Annotated in this window: 21 protein-coding genes; 3 read left to right on the top strand and 18 right to left on the bottom strand. The window is 50.0% G+C overall.

Going from position 1 to position 18,649, the window contains the following annotated elements; translation table 11 throughout:
- The 11 genes from VGK02_02950 to VGK02_02900 form a co-directional block, all read right to left on the bottom strand.
- The gene (locus VGK02_02950; GenBank protein ID HEY3374003.1) at positions 1-2,097 is read right to left on the bottom strand and encodes an acetate--CoA ligase family protein; all 2,097 of its coding nucleotides are present in this window, start codon (positions 2,095-2,097) and stop codon (positions 1-3) included.
- Between the two features lie 75 nt (positions 2,098-2,172).
- Positions 2,173-2,352 carry a 50S ribosomal protein L32 gene (gene rpmF / locus VGK02_02945; GenBank protein HEY3374002.1) on the bottom strand — a complete coding sequence of 60 codons (180 nt, stop codon included), beginning with the start codon at positions 2,350-2,352 and terminating at the stop codon, positions 2,173-2,175.
- Between the two features lie 172 nt (positions 2,353-2,524).
- A complete protein-coding gene (locus tag VGK02_02940; GenBank protein HEY3374001.1) occupies positions 2,525-2,908 on the bottom strand; it encodes a hypothetical protein in 384 nt (127 codons plus the stop codon).
- Between the two features lie 266 nt (positions 2,909-3,174).
- A complete protein-coding gene (locus tag VGK02_02935; GenBank protein HEY3374000.1) occupies positions 3,175-3,693 on the bottom strand; it encodes a YceD family protein in 519 nt (172 codons plus the stop codon).
- 262 nt (positions 3,694-3,955) lie between these two features.
- The gene (locus VGK02_02930) at positions 3,956-4,408 is read right to left on the bottom strand and encodes a hypothetical protein (protein ID HEY3373999.1); all 453 of its coding nucleotides are present in this window, start codon (positions 4,406-4,408) and stop codon (positions 3,956-3,958) included.
- A 22-nt stretch (positions 4,409-4,430) separates the two neighbouring features.
- Positions 4,431-4,907, bottom strand: coding sequence for a pantetheine-phosphate adenylyltransferase (coaD, locus tag VGK02_02925; protein HEY3373998.1), 477 nt, complete (start codon positions 4,905-4,907; stop codon positions 4,431-4,433).
- Positions 4,908-4,909: 2 nt separating this feature from the next.
- On the bottom strand, positions 4,910-5,464 hold the full coding sequence (gene rsmD / locus VGK02_02920) for a 16S rRNA (guanine(966)-N(2))-methyltransferase RsmD (protein ID HEY3373997.1): 555 nt from the start codon (positions 5,462-5,464) through the stop codon (positions 4,910-4,912).
- 41 nt (positions 5,465-5,505) lie between these two features.
- Positions 5,506-7,578 (bottom strand): ATP-dependent DNA helicase RecG, encoded by a 2,073-nt coding sequence (recG, locus tag VGK02_02915; protein HEY3373996.1) that lies wholly within the window; start codon positions 7,576-7,578, stop codon positions 5,506-5,508.
- 1 nt (position 7,579) lies between these two features.
- Entirely contained in the window at positions 7,580-8,425 is an 846-nt protein-coding gene (locus tag VGK02_02910; protein ID HEY3373995.1) for a DegV family protein, read from the bottom strand.
- Between the two features lie 34 nt (positions 8,426-8,459).
- A complete protein-coding gene (locus VGK02_02905; GenBank protein ID HEY3373994.1) occupies positions 8,460-10,118 on the bottom strand; it encodes a DAK2 domain-containing protein in 1,659 nt (552 codons plus the stop codon).
- A gap of 273 nt (positions 10,119-10,391) precedes the next feature.
- Positions 10,392-10,886 carry a ferritin-like domain-containing protein gene (locus VGK02_02900; protein ID HEY3373993.1) on the bottom strand — a complete coding sequence of 165 codons (495 nt, stop codon included), beginning with the start codon at positions 10,884-10,886 and terminating at the stop codon, positions 10,392-10,394.
- A gap of 167 nt (positions 10,887-11,053) precedes the next feature.
- Between VGK02_02900 and rpmB the strand changes: the two genes are divergently transcribed.
- Positions 11,054-11,245, top strand: a complete 192-nt coding sequence (rpmB, locus tag VGK02_02895) for a 50S ribosomal protein L28 (protein ID HEY3373992.1) — start codon at positions 11,054-11,056, stop codon at positions 11,243-11,245.
- 128 nt (positions 11,246-11,373) lie between these two features.
- Here the strand turns inward: rpmB and yfcE are convergent, their stop codons facing one another.
- From yfcE to thiM, 6 genes are all read right to left on the bottom strand, one after another.
- Complete coding sequence (yfcE, locus tag VGK02_02890; protein ID HEY3373991.1) at positions 11,374-11,928, bottom strand: phosphodiesterase; 555 nt, start codon at positions 11,926-11,928, stop codon at positions 11,374-11,376.
- 63 nt (positions 11,929-11,991) lie between these two features.
- A complete protein-coding gene (thiD, locus tag VGK02_02885; protein HEY3373990.1) occupies positions 11,992-12,798 on the bottom strand; it encodes a bifunctional hydroxymethylpyrimidine kinase/phosphomethylpyrimidine kinase in 807 nt (268 codons plus the stop codon).
- Positions 12,799-12,845: 47 nt separating this feature from the next.
- Positions 12,846-13,844: a thiamine-phosphate kinase gene (gene thiL, locus VGK02_02880; protein HEY3373989.1), complete on the bottom strand. Its 999-nt coding sequence runs from the start codon at positions 13,842-13,844 to the stop codon at positions 12,846-12,848.
- Complete coding sequence (gene thiC / locus VGK02_02875) at positions 13,844-15,145, bottom strand: phosphomethylpyrimidine synthase ThiC (protein HEY3373988.1); 1,302 nt, start codon at positions 15,143-15,145, stop codon at positions 13,844-13,846. Before thiC ends, thiL begins: the two co-directional genes overlap by 1 nt.
- 15 nt (positions 15,146-15,160) lie before the next feature.
- Positions 15,161-15,811 (bottom strand): thiamine phosphate synthase, encoded by a 651-nt coding sequence (thiE, locus tag VGK02_02870; GenBank protein ID HEY3373987.1) that lies wholly within the window; start codon positions 15,809-15,811, stop codon positions 15,161-15,163.
- Positions 15,783-16,607, bottom strand: coding sequence for a hydroxyethylthiazole kinase (gene thiM, locus VGK02_02865; GenBank protein HEY3373986.1), 825 nt, complete (start codon positions 16,605-16,607; stop codon positions 15,783-15,785). Before thiM ends, thiE begins: the two co-directional genes overlap by 29 nt.
- Positions 16,608-17,046: 439 nt before the next feature.
- On the opposite strand from thiM, the gene VGK02_02860 reads away from it, so the two are divergent.
- Positions 17,047-17,556, top strand: a complete 510-nt coding sequence (locus VGK02_02860) for a flavin reductase family protein (protein ID HEY3373985.1) — start codon at positions 17,047-17,049, stop codon at positions 17,554-17,556.
- A 92-nt stretch (positions 17,557-17,648) separates the two neighbouring features.
- A complete protein-coding gene (locus VGK02_02855; GenBank protein HEY3373984.1) occupies positions 17,649-18,275 on the top strand; it encodes a Fe-Mn family superoxide dismutase in 627 nt (208 codons plus the stop codon).
- A gap of 32 nt (positions 18,276-18,307) precedes the next feature.
- On the opposite strand, the gene VGK02_02850 is transcribed toward VGK02_02855, so the two are convergent.
- Positions 18,308-18,505, bottom strand: coding sequence for a hypothetical protein (locus tag VGK02_02850; protein HEY3373983.1), 198 nt, complete (start codon positions 18,503-18,505; stop codon positions 18,308-18,310).
- Positions 18,506-18,649 lie beyond the last annotated feature (144 nt).

Genomic DNA, 18,649 nt, shown 5'->3' with positions numbered 1-18,649 from the left:
TCACTCTCCAATCGTAATTCTAACGTCGGCTGCTACGCCGCCTTTCCCCTTATCAAGCACCATAAACGGATTTATATCCATCTCTATGATATCAGGAAAATCGGTAACAAGCTGTGAAACACGAAGTATTGTATCAATAATTGCATCGATATCAGCTGGTGCCTGGCCGCGAACACCGCGCAGCAGCGCATACGTGCGAAGCTCAGTAACCATTTTGTGCGCTTCTTGTATGGAAACCGGCGCTATTCGGAAGGTAACGTCTTTTAATACTTCGACATAGATACCGCCGAGCCCGAACACGATGAGATGCCCGAACTGCGGGTCTTTATTTACGCCGATGAGCGTCTCACGGGCGCCGGTTATCATTTCCTGGAGGCTAACGCCGAGAATACGAGCTTGCGGCATGAACCGGTACACGTGATCGAGGATTGTATTATATGCCGCGCGTACCTCATCCGGGTTGCGAACACCGACAACGATACCGCCAACGTCGCTTTTATGCAGGATGTCCGGCGATGCAATCTTTAGGACGAGCGGATAGCCCAGGTAATTTGCTACGCGAACCGCTTCTTCGACATCGTGGGCGATAATAGACCTGGCGGTACGGATGCCATAAGCTGTTGCCACCTGTGACGCTTGGATGTCTGGTATGTCGTGACGCCGTTCTTCCCGCATCTCTCGAAATATATCGCGAACCGTAGTGCGTTTGGCGCGGAACGTTTCGTATGTTTGCAGTGGCTCGCGCAGGTAATCGAGATAACGGGTAACGGCGGAAAATGTTTGAACCGCCCGTTCCGGATAGTAATAGTTAGGAATCTTGTTTTCTTTGAGTATTTGAATGCCTGCATCGACCTCCGCTTTACCCATAAAGCAGGCATAGATCATCTTCCCCACGTGTTTCTTCGAGATGTCGATTATGGCACGAGCGGTCTCCTCGATCTCGGTCGTGGCTTGCGGGGTTAAGATGACGAGAAGCGCGTGAACGCCATCGTCGCTCAAGATGAGATCCATTGCTTTCCGATACCGGTCGGCCTTTGCATCGCCAAGGACATCAACCGGGTTATAGAGCCCTGCCGCAGGCGGCAGTGATTCGCGTAGGTTATCGATTATCCGCCTGTCAAACGCCGCCAGCGGTACCCCATGCTGCTCGCATGCGTCCGTTGCCATAATACCGGGGCCGCCCGCGTTTGTGAGTATGGCGATATTTTTTCCTTTGGGAAGCGGTTGGTATGCAAAACCAATCGCGTAGTCGAAGAGGTCTTCAACGGAATTGGCTCGAATGATGCCCGCCTGTTTAAATGCGCTATTATAGGCCTGCTCCGACCCGGCGAGTGTGCCGGTATGCGATGAAACAGCGCGGGCGCCGGCGTCGGTAACGCCCGATTTAATGACGATGATCGGCTTTTCTTTCGAAACGATGGAGGCGATATTGGTGAATTCGCGGCCTTTGCTGATGCCTTCCATATAGGCGCAGATTACTTTGGTGTGCGTATCGGCTCGGAGCGCTTCTAACAGATCGATTTCACTTATGTCGGCTTTATTCCCCAGGCTTACGAACTTTGAAAAACCGACGAGTTCGGCCTTTGCCCAGTCAAGAATAGCGGTAAGCAGGGCGCCTGATTGTGAGATCATTGCGATATTGCCCAGGTACGGAGCTTCTTTCGCAAATGTGGCGTTTAGCCTGCAGTAAGTATCGCTTACCCCAAGGCAATTCGGGCCGAGAATTCGCATATCGTAGCGTTTTGCTATATCGACGACTTCTCGTTCTAGGTGGGCTCCCTCGATGCCTGTTTCTTTAAATCCGGCAGAAATAATAACCGCCATTTTGACCCCTTTTTCGCCGGCCTCCTCCATAACTGAGGGGACGAGCTTACCCGGGACCACGATGACGGCTAAATCTATATGCTCAGGAATATCCCTGAGCGAGGGGTAAACTTTTTCACCGTGAATCTCCTGTGCTTTTGGATTCACGGCAAAGTATTTTCCCCCAAAACCCGCTTCTCTTATGTTGTCGAATATATCGTGACCTACGTTGCCTTCTTCACGACCTACACCAACTATTGCTACTGCTGCAGGACAAAACAGCTTTTCGAGCATCGAAACCACCTATCGAGGTTTATCTATACAGCCTGGTATGACATGTTGTATGTTTCTCGTCGCTCTACGTGTTCGCTATTCGACTTCGAGAACCTGCTTACGGTTATAATACCCGCATGCCGCACATACGCGATGCGGCAGCTTTGGCTCGTGGCACTGTGGGCATTCAACCAGGGCTGGTCCGGAGGTTTTCAACCACTGCGACTTCCTCGAATTCTTTCGAGCGTGCGAGGTTTTCCTCTTCGGTACCGCCATTTTGCACCTCCCTGAAACAGTAAAGTAAAATTCTTAAATCCAAATTATGCGGATTTTACCCAATAACAAAGTAAAATGCTACATCAAAACTAAAAGCCTGCCAAGATGCAGGCTTTGTTAAACATGCGCACAACAGCAATATTTTACATGGGCAAGGCCGATATGTCCAGACTTAACCGGCGCCCATATACCGATTTTGCAGTCTGGTTTCTATTATGGCAAGGATGCCAAGCGCAATATCCTCGCATTCAGGGCAGTGGATTGCGTAAAACGTGTGCTCGTGCATGTGCTCGCTGTTCTGATGTCGTACCCACCGGCTGTAGTCACCGTTACAGCAACCCTCTGTGCCGCCGAGCGGGCATACCAACAAGCATGCCCTGGGGTTGTCCTTGTCAAAATACGTTTCGCAGCACGCGCAGCTGTAAGTTCCGAAGTCTTCACCACCGTTTATGATAGCTGTCCACTTTCTTTTGGCGGCTTCTAGCGGTGAAAAGCCTGCTTGCAAATCGGCGAGTAGATGTTGCCTGGTGTAGGATTTTTCGCTGACGTCATACATTTCCGTACCTCCCTGGCGCATGGCACGTGTGTGCCGGTTGACGCTTGTCAGTGGCCTGCTCTTTATAACGGGGTCGGTTTATATCTGCAGATTTTTAAACTGCTCTTAATATCGATTGTAGCTACACCCTGTTGGACTTAGATATATTTTTCCGGTAGACGGGCGTTTTGGAACGCAAGCGCACCAAATTAAGCGTGAGATGTGCTAGAAGGTGTGCCGGCATCAGGCAGTTGGGGATTAGCGTTTAAATTATCAGGGTAAACGGTTTATGAATCCTGCTTCTCTTCCTCAAGCAGCTTCTTTAATATTTCCAGCCGTGCATCGATTGCTTGTTCCTCATGCGGTTTGTGCTCTTCAGTTATCTGTTGACCGCATGTAGGACAAATTCCCCGGCAAGATTCTGTGCAGAGCGGTTTCATCGGTATATCGAGCACGAATGCCTCTTCCGTGGGCGGCCCTAAATCGAATTTTGTCTCTTTCATGGCGTATGCTTCTTCCTCGGGCGCCTCGTCTGAGTAGAATATTTCATCGATCTTCCAGTCGACCGGATAACTGAACTCGGTGAGGCACCGGCTGCAGATAAGCTTAAGCGCTGATTTGATGTGGCCGGTTACCCGGACGCCGCTGCCGGTGTTTTCAATACGAATGTCGAACTTAACAGGCTCAACGAATTCTATTTTGCCTGTTTCTGTTTCTATAGGGGCGAATTCATGCTCGAAGGAGCGGCGCTCTTCCGAGCCAACATTGCCCATTATATCTTTTGCATCTAAGATCACTTGATTCATGCGATCGACTCCATTCCTTGCGTGCGCCAGTGCAACGCCAATGTATATTGATACCCAAATAATGCTTACTAGATTCGCATTGCTGCTGACCTGCTACATGCTAGTTATAAATAGTAGCAGAAAAAAAGTTCTTGTGTAGTAGGACACAAGAACTTGTATGGATAAACGTTCGTAAACGCGAAATAATTCGTTACTAAGTGCAAACTATGATAAATAAATATGAATTAAACCAGGCGAGAATTCATACGTTCTGATCGGTTTATTAGCGCTCTAACCTGCCCTGAAGCCTATCGCGGCCTCTTTGTACCGCGGTTAGAAGCTTGCCGAGATTAACTTCGAGATTTGCAAGCATCTCATCTGCGTAATCTTCGGCACCGAGGCGTATCTCGCGCTCCCGTGCTTGCGCCATTTCAATAACCTCTTGCGCGCGCTTCTCGGCGAGCTTTACGATTTCCTTTTCAGTCAGCATACCTTCCGCGCGGGCCCTGGCGTCTTCAATAATGCGATTTGCTTCCTTGTCGGCCTCGTCTATCATCTCTTGGCGTTCTTTGACGATCCAACGCGCCTGCTTTAGTTCATCGGGAAATGCCGCTCTTAGTTCATCTATTATGTCGTATAATTTTTGCTCAGGTAACATAACCGAGCCGGTTAGCGGAACCTTACGCGATGTCGCTATAAGATCCTCTAACCTATCAATTAGGCCCATTATATCCATCTACACCATAAACCTCCCCTGGCTACGCCAGCGCTTTGCGCAGTAACTTCTCGACGTTGGGCGGTACGAGCCCGTTTATATTTCCTCCGTATCGTGCTATCTCTTTGACGATGCTCGAACTCAAATATGCATATTCTGGACTAGCCATAACAAAGATTGTTTCTACGTCAGGGCATAGCTTTCGGTTCATCTGGGCCATTTGGAACTCATGCTCGAAATCGGAGACTGCCCTCAGCCCTCTTATGATAACATGAGCACCATGCTTTTTTACAAATTCAATCAGTAACCCGTCAAACGCATCTACTACAATCTTCTGGTTCCAGTTGACGGCTTCTTTAACCATGGCGACCCGCTCTTCCAGCGTAAACAGCGGACTCTTATTCGGGTTTACTACAATCCCCACTACTACTTCGTCATAAAGCCGGCTTGCCCTTCTAATTATGTCTAAATGACCGGCTGTTATCGGATCGAAGCTTCCCGCAACTACAGCAATCGCCATTTCTACCCTTCCCTGCGATACAAAGAAACGGCCGTATCTCCATAGAGCCGTGTCGAAATCAAAACAAGCCCTTCGATGCCTCTGACCTCGCCCTTTGCGTCATGCTCAAGAACAAGTAAGCCATCGGGGCGCAAAGCTTGGCATGCCAAATTAAATAGGATGGCATCTAAAAAGGATACGCTAATTCTATAAGGAGGGTCAAGAAAAATCAAATCAAATGTTAAGGCCTCTGCCGCTAGCTGTTTTACGGCTCGCTCTGCCTGTGATTTCATTATCACGGCCTTATCTATAAACCCGGTATTATCAAGATTCTTCTTAATAGTTGCTATCGCTTCGTCGCTCGAATCAATAAAGTATGCCTTATCGGCGCCCCTACTGAGCGCTTCGATTCCAAGATTGCCGGTGCCCGCAAAAACGTCGAGCACGACGGCATCTACAACTTCTTGCCCGACAATATTAAAGATAGATTCTTTAACACGATCGGCGGTAGGCCGTATACTCATGCCTTTTGGGGCTGCTAATCTTCTTCCCTTTGCGCTACCGGCAATTACTCTCATCTGAAAACCTTACCTTTTGATATCGCTGGCATACCGGTACACTATGCTTGAAATAGCCAATCGACTGTTGAACCGAACGCTTGCATTATTTCACGTCGAAGCGGTGCATGCTTGGATGATGAGAGCCGCGGATCGTTCTCGATAATCGTAAACGCCTGCTTGCGTGCATGCACGAGAATCTCGATATCCCGTGTGAGCCGTGCGATTCTAAGCTCGGGCATGCCCGACTGGCGTGTGCCGAAGAGCTGCCCTTCTCCACGGATCTGCAGGTCGGCTTCGGCCAGGCGAAAACCATCGTTAATCTCGCAAATCGCTTTCATGCGCTGCTTAGCGTCATCGGTTTTCATCGAAGCGAAGAGGATGCACCACGATTTATGCCTTCCACGCCCAACACGACCCCTCAACTGGTGAAGCTGGGCCAAACCGAAACGGTCGGCGTCTTCGATGAGCATGACCGTTGCGTTGGGCACGTCGATGCCGACTTCGATAACGGTAGTTGAGATGAGAACATCAAGCTCACCGGCATCAAACGCCGCCATAGCCGCCTCTTTCTCGGCCGATTTTAGCTTGCCGTGGATAAGGCCCACCCTGAGGTCCGGAAATATTTCGTTTTTAAGCCGCACAGCTTCCTCTAGAACCGCTTTAACCTCAAGTTTATCCGATTCCTCGATAAGCGGGCAGACTATGTACGCCTGTCTCCCCGCTTGAACTTCACTGCGAATCTTTTCGTACGCGCGCCCTCGCTTGTCATCCTGGCAGAGGACCGTCTTTATCTGCTCGCCGACTATTCTACCGCAGGGAAGTTCCTTTATAATCGACACGTCGAGATCGCCGTAGAGCGTGAGTGATAAGGTTCGCGGGATCGGTGTGGCGCTCATGATCAAGACATCCGGATAGTACCCTTTTTCCTTTAGGGTGATCCGCTGTTCTACACCAAAGCGGTGCTGTTCGTCTATTACCGCGACCCCGAGCAGATTAAAATCAACCGTAGCCTGGATGATCGCGTGGGTACCGATAACAATATCGATATCGCCGGCTTTTATATCGTTTAAAAGCTTTTCGCGCTCTTTCGGCGTTGTTGTGCCTTTTAACAGTGCAACGGTTACGCCGAGAGATTCAAGCGTGTCTTTGATTTTCAGGTAGTGCTGTGTGGCGAGAACCTCTGTTGGCGCCATCATCGCCCCTTGATAACCGCTCTGTACGGCGGTCAGAAGCGTCGCTATGGCTACCATGGTTTTGCCACAGCCAACCTCGCCCTGAAGCAGCCGATTCATCGGTGTGGGACGGCTCATATCTTCTTGTATCTCGGCGATTACCTTTTTCTGGCCGACGGTTAGTTCAAAGGACAGAGAATCGTAGAACCTATCGACAAGCTCCCCGCCCGCCTTGTGCTGAATGCCGTTTGAATAGAGCTCGATGTGTTTCTTGCGCGCCGCAAGGGCTACCTGCATAACGAAAAGTTCCTCAAAGATAAAACGCGCCCGGGCCTTAAACAGTAGCTCGCGATTCGACGGAAAATGTATCTCACGCAGAGCGACCGCTTTCGGCAACAGGTCGTTCTCTTCAATAATCACTGTTGGTAGTGGGTCGTCGATGGTACCGTATGCGTCAAGCGCGTTTTTCATGATGCGCCTGATCATTGTCGTTGAAAGGTTTTGCGTTGCCGGGTGAATCGACACTATCCGGCCGGAATGGATCGATTCACCCGCTTTTTCATTTAAGATATCGTAGAGGGGGTTTTCAAGCTGCAGCTGCCGGTATTTATAGGCGACTTTACCGCTAAAGGTTACTTGCATGCCTTCTTTGAGGCGCTGTGCAATATAATCCTGGTTAAACCACGTGCCGGTGATATTTCCTGTGCCGTCACCGATCGTTACGTTGACGACCCGCATACCGGTTTTTGCCCGCCACTTTTTGACCTGCGTAACATTACCGACTATTGTGACATGATCCCCCGCCCGAAGCTCAGATATTTTCCGCATCTTGGAGAGGTCGAGATAGCGGTGAGGAAAGTGAAATAAGAGGTCCCCGACAGATTCTATCCCTAATTTTCTTAGATGGGATACCGTGGTAGAACCGACAAATTTTACGTTTGATACGGGCAATTCTAACATCTTATGGTTCTACTGCATAAAACATCGCCGCCATAGTGCCGGGACCTGTATATGTGCCGATAACGCTTCCGATTTCAGACCGGAAAACGACCTCATGGTTTATGCCTTCCTGGCAGATTCCCTCCGCAAGTTCATTGAGTGTTTCTTCCGCATCCGCGTGAACGAGCGCCAACTTAACTTTGCCCCGGCTGCTTTCTTCTTTAACAAGCTCGATAACTTCGCGAATCATCCGCTTTTGACCCTTTACCTTCTTTAGCGGTGCGACGATACCATCATCAAGCGTCAGAATCGGCTTAATATTAAGCAGAGAGCCGACAAGCGCAGCCGCTTTACCGATTCGCCCGCCCATTTCCAGGTATTTTAACGTATCGACACAGAACGCAACCTTAACCCTTTCAATAAGCGCTTCCACATCGGTGACCATCTCATCGAGGCTTTTACCTTGATTGCGGGCATCGATGAGTTCATTTAACAACATCGCCGTACCGATGCTCCCGGATTTACCGTCTATAACGGTAACGGCTACGGGCGAATTTTGAGCTGCTATAGAGGCCGATTGATAGGTACCGCTCAATTTTGAGGATAAATGGATACTGATAATATGGTCGTAACCTGAGTATTTTTCGTAAGCCTCAATAAAATCCTGCACTGGTGGAGTGGAGGTTTTTGGAAGCTCGTTCGATGCCCTAAGCATTTCATAAAACTTCGACGGAGGGAGTTCAACCCAGTCTTTAAATGCATTGTCCCCAAAGCGCACGATTAGCGGTACCATCGTTACATCATTTTCTTCATAAAACGAGAGTGGCATATCCGCCGTGCTGTCAGTTACAAGTGCAATTCTTGCCATTGATGGTTCCTCCGTGCGCGGTAGTTTTGTTATGCTATTCAATTCCTATGATGAAATTATATATGGGCTGGCCGCCCTTGTGAATCTCAAGCTCTAAGTCGGGATGGCGATCGTTTATGACCTCGGCAAGCTCTTTTACATCGTGATCGCTAACCTTATCGCCGACCAAGATGGTAATAACCTCGTCCGAATCATCAAGCATGTGCTCGATTAAGTTGAGCGTCGTCGACAGCAGGTGTTTACCATGCGTTTTTATCTCGCGGTTATATAAACCTATTATATCGTTCTTTTCAAAACCGCGAGTTTTATCGGCGCGGACCGCATAAGTAACCTCACCGGTTTTCACATCGTAAATCGCTTCGGCCATCTCCTGAACGTTTTTCTCATACGGCGCATCTTGGTCACATGCCATAAGCGCGGCAAACGCTTCCGGGATAGATTTTGTCGGGATAACCGCCAGGTTTTTATGGGTTAATTCAGCCGCTTGCTGTGCCGCCAAGATAATGTTCTTGTTATTAGGAAGAATAATAACATCTTTAGCCGGAATATCGTCAACCGCCGCTAGAATGTCTGACGCGCTCGGGTTCATACTCTGCCCGCCGCTGACTATGCGGTCGACGCCCATGCTCGTAAGAATCTCCTCAGTACCCTTGCCGTTTGCAACCGCGACAATGCCGAACGGCACATCTACACGCTCTTCATCGTCTTTTATGGCCTGGTTGCGCTTTTCAGTTTGCTCGACCATATTATTAATCTGCACGTTTGATACCGTACCGAGGTCGGTCGCGATTTGCAGCACCTTACCCGGTTCATCCGTGTGGATATGGATCTTCGTGATATCCGGTGTTCCCACGACTAGCATACAGTCGCCGAGGTGATCGAGTTTTATCTCGAGGTCTTTCATGTTGATGCCCTCGCTTTTAAGGATGAACTCGGTACAGTACGTGTGATTCATTTCCTCATCCATACCGAAAACGCCGATATTCATCAAATCACCGCTGCCGTTTGAACTGATGATCTCACCTTTAACAGCGGAGAGAATGCCTTGTGCAAGCACCACTAAACCGAAACCGCCTGCATCCACAACGCCCGCTTCTTTTAGAACCGGCAGAAGTGTTGGCGTTTTGTCAACGGATGCCCGGCCCGCTTTGATAACGTTTTCCAGCACCTCGGTCGGTGATGTTACAAAATGAGTGGTATTCTCGGCCGCCTCTGCCATTTCACGGATGACCGTGAGCATGGTACCTTCGGTAGGCTTCTTTACGGCGCGATACGCGGTATCGGAACCATTGCGGATTGCTTTGACCATAACCTTTGCCGTTATAATTTCGCTATTGCCGACCTCTTCGCATATACCACGAATGATTTGCGAGAGAATGACGCCCGAATTGCCGCGTGCGCCCATTAAAGAACCGAGAGTTACCGCTTTGCAGACATCCGGGAGCGATGTATCGCCTGCTTTTGAGGCTTCGGCGAGCACGCTTTGCATCGTATGAACCATGTTGGTACCCGTATCGCCATCCGGAACGGGATATACATTGAGGCGGTTGATTTCATCCTCATAACGCTTCAATGTCTCTAGCGAAGCGTTAAGCAGCGATAAAATACTGGGTTTGCCGTACGTCAGAGCACGTCGGCTGAGTCTGGTAAGATTGCTGGTTTTTTTAACGGTGTCAATAATTCGCTCGAACACCTTAGCTCTCCTTGGCGCCGTGATTGTGATGAGTATTTTACATTTAATCGAAATTATAGCATAACTCGGGAGATTTCCAGTGTTATCAATAATTAAGGGATGTCACGGTTGTTCGGGCTTCGAGCTGGGTTGTTTAGGGTGTGCTTAAATAGAAAAGCGCCGCTTTTAGCAGCGCTTTTATCACCGTTTGTCCTGCCGAAAAAATAGTATTCACCCTTTGTGCTATGCACCACATGCCGGTGCGTTATATAACACACACTTATGCAACGTAACTTAAGCCGCGCCTCGCTGCATACCCTGTTGCTGGACTGTCGGAATCTGATATGCCGGTTTCTCGCTAAGCCACGACGAGAATGTATCGGCGTGCTCCTCTTCATCTGCCAGGATATCCTGCAGCATCTTGTGGATACCGGGATCGCTATCGCCGATATCGTTTATGGCATTCGTATAATCCTGAATCGCGCCTCTCTCCAGGTTGAGATCGGCCATTAACATCTCCTTTGGATTATCGCTGGTAATCACGCTAGCACCCTTCATTTGCTCTACTTGTGCCGGATTTGTAATCGGCTCACCACCCAACATATTTATCTTCTCACCGAGTGCCTCAGCATGATTCATTTCGACTATTGCGATACTCTTTTCGAAGTCTTGGATCGATGTGAAATCCATGCCGTCAACCGTATAGTGGTGGTTCATATACTGCTGAATAGCAAAAAGTTCCTTGCTGCGCAGATAGTTCAAGCGATCAATAATTTCCTGCGTATTCAAAACCGCCATCTCCTTTCTCTAGAATCGGATATAAACTGACAATTTCTAGATTACCCCCGGCAACATTCGGTTAAACGGAACAAGTAAGCGGTGTTTATGCCTTGTCATAGAGCCAAATAAGTGGTAGTATTTTTCGGTGTTGGATTTATTTTAAAGAGGAGATCGACATGGCCAGGAAATGTGCTGTATGCGGAAAAGGCCCAATGAGCGGTCATCATATTAGCCACTCACACAGGTTAACCCCAAGAAGGTTTAACGCAAACGTGCAGAAAATTCGCGCGATCATCGATGGTTCGCCGAAGAATGTTTATGTTTGCACAAAGTGCTTGAAGGCTAACAAGGTAACGCGGGCAGTCTAGTTTTTACGCAAACTAATATGTAAGCCCAGGTTCTCAACAACCTGGGCTTTTTGCGTTAAGATAGAATTAGTGTGAACAAGCGCTGCTTTGGTATACTCGCAGTTTATTGCATGATGTTTTCAGGTGCTTTAAGGGATCTCTGCGGACTCGATTACCATCCCGTCGTTTAGAGAGATGATCGTTATTGATCGCCCTTCGATAATACCAACGCTCGGAGTTTCATCCTCGCCTTTCGGAAGCGATGCGCTCCCAGGATTGACCATCATAATATCCCTATCGGCGCTTATGCCGCGAAGGTGCGAATGCCCGCGGACGATAAGGTTGAGCCCGTACCGGCGGCCGAGCTCGGCAAGTTCCTTCTCACCATAGTGATGGCCGTGCGTGACCATGATTCTTAGACCATCTATAAACACAAAGGCGTATGGGGATTCAATCGGATAGTCTATCGCGAACGTGTCGATTTCGGCGTCGCAGTTGCCTTTAGCGAAGATTGTAGGAAACGACGCTGAGTTTATAGCTTCGGCAAGCTCAGCCGGCTTGTATGACGGCTTCCTCGGGTTAAACGGACCGCTGCTTAAGATATCCCCCGCATGCAGTGCAATATCTATCTTCCCAAAGAGAGAAAGCGCTTTCTTCCATGCCGTAAGATCGCCGTGCGTATCACTTATGAGGCCGATTTTCACACTATCACCTTCTGTTCTCTTGATATGCGCCGGATATTTAATAGCCGCTTACGTGCCGGCCACTTATACGTTGTCACAAAAATGCGTAGCCTGTAGGCTACCTTTGCCCAAAGCGACGGCAGTTTTTATCTTTGTATGGACGTATGCTTTAGCCTGCTTGACGGCATCGTATGGTTCGTAATCCAGCACGAGATAGGCACAGATAGCCGATGCCAGCATGCATCCCGTCCCCCGCACGTTGCGTCCCCCGAGCCGTTCGGCTTCAAAGTGGTATGAGGTCTCGCCGTCGTAGAGCACATCGATTGCCACATCGCCGCCGAAATGACCGCCTTTAATCAGGACCCATTGTACGCCGGTTTCTTTTAATACCTGCGCTGCCGGCAGCATATCATCCTCGGTAGTTACGGCGATATCGGTAAGCTTGGATGCTTCCTCAAGATTCGGTGTCACCATAAAGCAGTGCGGCAGCAGCCATTTCTTAAGCACCGCGATAGCCGCATCGCTCGTAAGAGTATTGCCGTCGGTCGCACGCATAACCGGGTCAATTATCGAGAAGCCGATGCTGTTGTCCTTAATGAAGCCGAGCACTTCGAGCACGTTCTCAGGGCTTCCCAGCATGCCGGTTTTTACGCCCTGGATCGGCCCGTCAGCGCTCACAGAATCGAGTTGTGCGCGTAGGACAGGCGCTTTTAATACACCGCTCGTCGTCAAACCGGTGCTGTTTTGCGCGGTTACTGCGGTTATGGCCGTATACGGATATACGCCTAGTTCATTAAGCGTTTTTAGATCGGCCTGGATACCGCCGCCGCCGCTCGGGTCGGAGCCGCCGATTGCGAGCACCTTTTTTATTTTCTTAGCGCTTGTATTCATACAAACCGCCTTCGTAATATCTATCTTACATAGCTATTATATCAGGACTAGAAGTGCGTGTAACCGCCCATTGGGAGCGGTTGCTCCATACCCGACCAGTCGACAATCGTTATGCCGTTGCCGGTATCCGTGGTCTCACCGACAACCGATACCTTCTCTTGTATGCTTTGCATAACCTGCTCGATGCTCTCTTGCAGCTCCTGCGGCACGGTAAAGATAAGTTCATAATCCTCGCCGCCGAATAGAGCAAGGTCAACGGCGCGCTCGCCTGTCAACTCGGCAACTTGTGCAACGCCGCCGCCAATCGGTATTTTGTTTAAATAAAGCCGGGCGCCTACATCACTTGCCTCGCATATGTGGCGCACCTCACCGGCAAGACCGTCGCTTATATCCTCCATCGCATCGACCCCTGCTTGCGCCAGCGCGCGACCGGCTGCAACACGCGGTTCCGGCACATTATGAGCGCGCAAAAGATCGGCCGTCCGTTTTACTTTTGTTCGCAAATCATTGTTGAGGATAAGGCGCAGCCCCGCCGCCGAGGCGCCGAGTTCGCCCGTGACCATAATTAGGTCGCCGACTTGCGCGTCGCTTCTTAGGCATAGGTTTTCGGCTTCGACCTCCCCGACAAGGGCGATGTTAACCACGAGCTTATCCGCTTTGGTGACGTCGCCGCCGACGATACGGATGCCGTATTTGCGCGAGATATCGGCCATCCCGCGGTACATATCCTCAATGAACGCAACATCGGTTTCGGGATGAACCGCCAGTGAAACAACGCAGTAGCTAGGCAGGCCGCCCATACTTGCAATATCGCTCACATTAACGGCGATTGACTTATAGCCAAGCTGCCACGGAGTTATCTTGTCGATAACAAAATGAACGTCTTCGACCAACAAATCGGTCGTAAGCAGCGTGTAATCCAACCGGGTCGGTCGGACGACCGCGGTGTCATCACCGATTGTTACGATAACACGCTCGTCCGCGTACTCGACAATCGCCGCTATTCGCTCTATTAACCCAAACTCGCCGATGTCTTTTACTTTCATTAGCACTTCTCTACGCTCGTGCCGAGATATTCGGCAACCACTTTCATGGCGCAAAAATCGCCGCACATTGTGCATCCCTCAACGTCTTTTATCTTACGCTCGGCACGTGCTCGTTCCGCTTTCTCCGGATCGATGGATAGGCGGATTTGCTCATCCCAATCGAGCGCTTTTCGCGCTTTGGCCATCGACAGGTCCCAATCGGCCGCACCCCTGATTCCCTTTACGATATCTGCCGCATGGGCCGCTATGCGAGACGCGATGACGCCGTCGTGCACGTCTTGCGCTGTCGGCAACCCCAGATGCTCGCGCGGTGTTACATAGCAGAGAAAATCGGCGCCTGAAACCGCAGCCATAGTGCCGCCGATAGCCGATGTTATGTGGTCGTAACCCGGTGCGACATCGGTAACGAGCGGACCTAAAACATAAAACGGTGCACCGCTGCAAAGCTCTTTTTCCATCCGCATATTCGCGGTGATTTGGTTAAACGGCATGTGGCCCGGCCCTTCAACCATAACCTGAACGTCGGCGGCACGCGCCCGGTCGACCAATTCGCCGAGAACGATAAGTTCTTGTATCTGTGCTCTATCGGATGCGTCGGCTAGGCAGCCCGGGCGCAAGCCGTCGCCGAGGCTGATCGTTACGTCATGATCCCGGCATATATCGAGTAACCTTTCGTACTGCGCATAAAGCGGGTTCTCACGCTCGTTATGTATCATCCAACCAACGGTAAGCGCCCCACCACGGCTCACAATGTCGGTTACTCGACCTTGCGTTTGTAGAGCGGCAAGCGTCCTCCAGGTAATCCCGGCGTGAATGGTCACGAAATCGACGCCTTCTTTCGCCTGGGTCTCGATTACATCAAACATGTCATCATCCGTCATTTCGACAATGCTGCCGTAACGCTCTTTAGCCATAACCGCGGCCTGGTAAATCGGTACCGTTCCCAAGGGCAGCGGGCATCGCTCAAGGATCTTGTTGCGAATTTCGACGAGAGGTCCGCCCGTACTTAAGTCCATAACCGCATCGGCGCCCGCTTTTATCGCCACATCGAGCTTGGTAAGTTCCTCCTCTAAATACGGGTATTCGTCTGATGTGCCGATATTTGCATTAACCTTGGTGCGGAGGCCCGCGCCTACTCCAACCGCCCGCGTGTTATGCCTGTTCACGTTATGTGGTATGACGATTGTGCCGTCGAGCATCCCGCTAACCAGAGCGTCGAACTCGATACCCTCATCCAGGCATACCTGTTCGATCGCCTTCACTGCTTCGGCTTTTTTTATTTTCTCGATAATCGTTGCCATACTGTATTATCCTCACTATCTGCGAGACTTAGCCCGCTCTATTAAATGTGTAAGCGTTTGGGCTGCATGCACCATATCCTGTGCCGAAGCGACAGCAGAGATCAACGCCACACCATCTGCGCCTGCGGTTATAATCTCTTCAACATTATCAGCGGTAATTCCACCAATCGCAACTATGGGCACCGATACCGATGACCTCGTACGGTTAAGCCCCTGTAAACCTATGGGCTCCGCAGCGTCGTCTTTGCTCGGCGTCGGATAGATGGGACCGAGCCCGATGTAATCAGCCCCTTGCGCGGCGGCGGCTTCCTCATAATTTGTTGCCGAAATACCGATAATATATGAAGCGCCCATTATTTCGCGGGCTGATTCGAACGGCATATCATCTTTCCCCAGATGCACTCCGTCGGCTCCTACGGCGAGCGCGATGTCGAGGCGATCGTTAATTATCAGAAGCACCCCCGCTTCCCGTGTAATCTTTCGCAGCTCACGAGCCCGCTCATACAGCGTTCTTGATGAGGCGTTCTTGTCCCGGTACTGGATAACCTTCGCCCCGCCTTCTAGGGCGGCCTGGGCTACCTCTATGTGAGTTCTGCCGGGCGATTCCGTAGTTACCATATAGAGGCCCAGATACGCACTAAGCCGAGACCGGTTGGATGACTTCAACTTTTGCACCCCTTATAATATCTTCCGGAGAAAGCTCGTAGAGAGCATCGTAAAGGCACGCATGAAATGTGCCCGGCTTTTCACCAGACACGCGAGCCGCATTCTCGCCGGCGATACCATAGGCGACGAGCGCGCCGGTAGCCGCCAAAAACGTATCATTTTGTACCGCAGCAAACGCCGCCGTTATGGTAGTCGAGATGCAACCTGTACCTGTGACTGTCGCCATAATCGGATCACCGTTTTTAATCAAGGCGACTCGCATGCCATCGGTAACGATATCGGTGGCGCCGGTTACGCTTACGGTAAAGTTGTTCGCGGCTGCAAATGCTTGAGCGATCTCGGCCATGCCGTTGATCGTGCCTATCGCCTCGACGCCTTTGATCTCGCCGCCGGCCCCGGCAAGGATGCCGATCTCAGCGCTGTTCCCCCTGATGATTGCGATATCGAGTTCATTCAATATCCGTTTGCACGCATCGGTGCGCAACGCCGTCGCGCCTGCCCCGACCGGATCAAACACTATCGGAACGCCGAGCTCATTAGCCTTTTTACCGGCCAGCACCATCGAATCTATCAGCTCGGGTGTGAGCGTGCCGATATTAAGTAAAAGAGCGCTCGCAAAACATACCATCTCTTCCACTTCTTCTTTCGCGTGCGCCATAACGGGAAGCGCTCCTATACACAGCGTTGCGTTGGCCGTCTCATTCATCACAACAAAATTCGTTATGTGGTGTATGAGCGGCTTATTTTCTCTAATTTTAGAGAGGTCGCTTGCAATAGCGTTGACTACAGGATTCATTTACTCTCCTCTTCACACATTGTTCTCTATTGATGCATATACGCTCTTTTTATGAATATAAAAAGCCATACCAGAAAGGTACGGCTTGCATTCGTAATAATTCCCTTCGCTGGCATTATCCAGTAGCTTTCGGCTTTCAGGTTCAAACGGTCGCGAGGTTGCTCCTCGCCTCTCAGCCGCCACACAGCAGCTCCCGCGACGGTATTTTATTGTCAACTTATGTTTATAGTAGCTAAAAGCCTGATTGTAGGCAATATACCCATAATGATACCTGCGAATGCGGTCGCTGTTTTGGGATTAGCCGCAGCTGAATCCTAAGCGTGCCCGAGCTACGAAAATAGTAACCGGTTTTTTAGCTTGCAATAAATGCGGTAGTATAGCGATAGCAGCAAGCGCAATGGGGCATTATAAACAAAAGTAAACGTGTGAGGTGCCGGTATTGGGAAAGTTTACGGATCGCAAGGCAATGGGGGCAATAGGCAGTCCGGTCGTTTTAATTACGGCTGCGCATGAAGGGCACGCAGGAATTATGACGATAAACATGGTTGCCGGAATATCGTTTAACCCTCCGCTTACGGCAGTTTCGCTGAGCCACCACTCGCATACGCGCTCGCTTATCGAGCAAAGCGGTGAGTTTGCTATCAATATAATCGGCCCCGATTTGATTGATCTTGCGAAGAATGTCGGCATGTCGACCGGTAATAGAATCGATAAATTTGCGGAGTTCAATATAGATACCGAACAGGCTGAAGTAATACAAGCGCCGCTCGTTCATGATGCCCACACAGTGCTTGAATGCCGCGTAGAGAAAACCGTCGATTTAGGCAACCACTCCCTCTATGTCGGCAGAGTGGTTGCTTACCATGAATGTGAGACCGAAGACAAGGAGCCGCTCTATCTGTATCACGGGCATTACTGTACGATCGGTAACGAAATCGGCAAAGTTTAACTGTAGTGAGGCATCATGCCGGGGCTTTTTGTTTGGTAGATATGGGCGACGGGCAAAATCAGAATCGACATTTCGACTTCTTAAGGAGGACAATGATGATTCCGAATCTCGAACCAAAACCACTGCCCTATAAAAGCCTTCCCGGCCTCTCAGAGAACCAACTCAAACAGCACCACGATGTGCTATACGAAGGCTACGTGAAGAAAGTAAACGAAATCCGGCAAAAGCTGAAAAGCGTTGATTGGAGTGATACTAACGCCACGTTCAGTATGGTGCGAGAGCTAAAGATTGAAGAAACGTTCGCCGTTAACGCCGTCAAGCTTCATGAAGGTTACTTCGCAAATCTTGGCGGAAACGGGCAAGCAAGCGGCCCGATCCTTAACTTTATTGATGAGGATTACGGTTCGTTTGACAGCTGGAAACAAGACTTTACGTCGGCGGGCATGAGCGCCAGAGGTTGGGTTGTTCTAGCTTACGATCTCAACTGGAATACGGTTCACAATTATTCGCTCGATGCGCATAATATCGGGGATATCTTCAACGCAATACCGCTTTTTATTCTCGATGTATATGAGCATGCCTATTTCATTGATTACGGAACGAATCGCAAAGCATATGTAGATGCGTTTATGAACGCGGCCGACTGGGATTATGTAAACAACGTAATTCAGCTGTATGATATCGAGACGCGCCGGCAGCAGACGCGAAGAGCCGCTTAGTTGGAGCTATATATGAGCGAGGCCTCTAACGCCTAACCGTGGATGGTGTAGTAAGGCTTTAACAGGCCAAGCAAGTAAAACCAGGAAGATAATAGCGTTACAAGCGAAATAAACCAACCGAGGGCCAACCAAACCGGTAATTCAAGCCCTCGGTTTAGCCTTATATACGTGAACCACGCAAAGCCGATAAGAGATACCACAAACAGTACTACGGTCTCGCCAAGAGTCATATTTCCTCCTATGAAAGAAATCTACTCCAACTTACATTTTTATGTCGATCTCAGCACAAAGTTGCTGAAATCCTCAAAGACCCACTTGTTCTTCAGGGTCTGGTAGATAATACCAAGCAGCTTTTTTGCCGTGGCAATGATGGC

This window comes from Candidatus Aquicultor sp. (assembly GCA_036504445.1).
Taxonomy (GTDB): Bacteria; Actinomycetota; Aquicultoria; order Aquicultorales; family Aquicultoraceae; genus DASXVE01.
The sequence above is the reverse complement of the archived record's forward strand: the minus strand, read 5'-3'. Positions and strand labels throughout refer to the sequence as shown.